Raw genomic sequence first — 1,921 nt, 5'->3', positions numbered from 1 at the left:
AGGAACAGTGGCCGTAGCGGGTCTGGAATCCGTACCCGTGATCCACGCGCACCAGTAACCCGTAGGCCCCGGCGAACCTGGCCACGACGACGACGCCGTCGGCGGCGGCCACGATCGGCGAGCCGTAGGACGCGACCAGATCCACACCGTTGTGGAACTCGATCCCGAAGTTGATCGGATCACGCCGGTAACCGAAACCGGACACGTTGCGCCCGTTGGGCACGGGGTCGAGCGAGGGGAAGTGGACCAACATGTCCTCCTGCCCCCGGGTGAGCCGAACCAGTTGGTCGAACTGGGCCACCTGGCGGTTGAGTATGGCCTGCGCCTGCAGGATCTCGACCTTCAGCTGGTTGCCGTTGACCATCGCCTGGCCGAGCTCGGGACCGCCGATGCCGGTCTCGTCGGGCAGGCCGGGGGGGAAACCGCGCACCAGCCGCACGGCGTCGTTAATCCCTTCCATTTCCGTCGCCTCATCCACCATATTCCGGAGCTGGTCCTTGCCCCGGTCAAGGCTCTGCCGTTGGCGGATGTCCTGATAGGTAAGGCGGAGGAGATCCCCGTGCTCGGAGAGGCGGGCGATGTAGAGGAAAGCGAAGACGACGACGCCGGCTACAGCGGCCAGAACCAGGAGCCCCACGACGGTGAGGAGCGTGGCGGAAAACCGGGAACGGCGTACATCCCGTCCGCGGTGATTCTCCACCAGAACCGTGAATCCCCGGAGCTTCAACGCCACATCCCCGTTGTATCTATCCCGTATCCATCTCGGCGAACGCCCGTTCGGCCCTTCCAGCTGGCGATTCAACACGCATCAACGTTGGATCTATCCCGGTTCCCGTCCGCGCACCCACTTTCAAGATTACCATTGAGTTTAACACATACGCTATGGCTGTGACAACGGAACCGCGAGAAATTCATAACCGGATCAACCTCCACCTAATATATAGACCAAAAGGGGGACCTTGGCAAGACCCCCCTCGGCGCCGGTCAAAAAAAAACCTGTGATCGCCCGCGGTGGGCGAAGATCCGCTACGGCTTTTTCCGCTTGGCGCGGACCTCGGCGATGATGAGGCTCCCGATGACGAGCCCGACCCCCACCACCACCCAGGTGTCGGCCGCGTTGAAGGTCGGCCAGGTGAAGCTGCCGATTTTGAAGTCCAGAAAATCCACCACGCCGCCCAAGCGGATGCGGTCCACGAGGTTGCCGAGTGCCCCGCCCAGGATGAAACCGAAGCCCCAGAGCTGCAGCCTGCTGATATCCCGGCTCAGGCCGAGCCAGGCGACCATAGCCAGGGAGACCAGGGCTTGGATCACCATGAAGACGTAGGCCATGCCCGGCACGTCCCGCATGAACCCCCAAACCACGCCGGAGTTCTGACCGTGCACCAGGTTAAAGAAGCCGGGAATGATGATCACACCGTGATGCTGGGGAATGGTCAGCGTGATGACGAGCTTGGACGCCTGATCTATGATGAGTGCCCCCAGGGCGAGCCAGAGCGCCAGGCTCCGCCACTTCAATTTTTCCCCGAATGATTTCCAGCCCGGCCAGGGCATCAGGCCACCCCCAGTTCAGCGGCGCAACGGCGACAGACCGCGGGCTCGCCGGGCCGTCCCGGCACGAGCTCCTCGACGTGCCAGCAGCGCGGGCACTTGTCGCCCTCCGCCAGCCCGACTTCCACCACTATCGGCGAGTCGGTTTCTTTCTTGGAAACGGGCCGGAGCTCCACCCCCGACACGATGAAGAGGTCCTTCAGGGCGTCCACGCCGTAACCGCGCAGGAGCACGTCCAAGGAGTCGTCGGTCGGGATCAGCGCGAGGGTGGCTTCCAGGGAGTTGTGCCCCTCGGCCCGGAAAGCCTCCAAAACCCCGATGACCTCGGCGCGCACGGCGAGCAGCGTCTCCCAGCGCCGACCCAGCTCGTCGT

At 63.8% G+C, this 1,921-nt stretch carries 3 protein-coding genes; all 3 read right to left on the bottom strand.

Features of this window, described 5'->3' with window-relative positions:
- A partial coding sequence (locus NTW26_11935; GenBank protein MCX7022957.1) for a peptidoglycan DD-metalloendopeptidase family protein occupies nucleotides 1-727 on the bottom strand: 727 nt, incomplete at its 3' end.
- A 299-nt stretch (nucleotides 728-1,026) separates the two neighbouring features.
- Complete coding sequence (gene lspA / locus NTW26_11930) at nucleotides 1,027-1,551, bottom strand: signal peptidase II (protein MCX7022956.1); 525 nt, start codon at nucleotides 1,549-1,551, stop codon at nucleotides 1,027-1,029.
- Nucleotides 1,551-1,921 (bottom strand): isoleucine--tRNA ligase (locus tag NTW26_11925; GenBank protein MCX7022955.1); only part of this gene is annotated, 371 nt, incomplete at its 5' end. The genes NTW26_11925 and lspA, both read right to left, overlap by 1 nt.

The organism is bacterium (assembly GCA_026398675.1).
In the GTDB taxonomy this organism is placed as follows: domain Bacteria; phylum RBG-13-66-14; class RBG-13-66-14; order RBG-13-66-14; family RBG-13-66-14; genus RBG-13-66-14.
The sequence above is the reverse complement of the archived record's forward strand: the minus strand, read 5'-3'. Positions and strand labels throughout refer to the sequence as shown.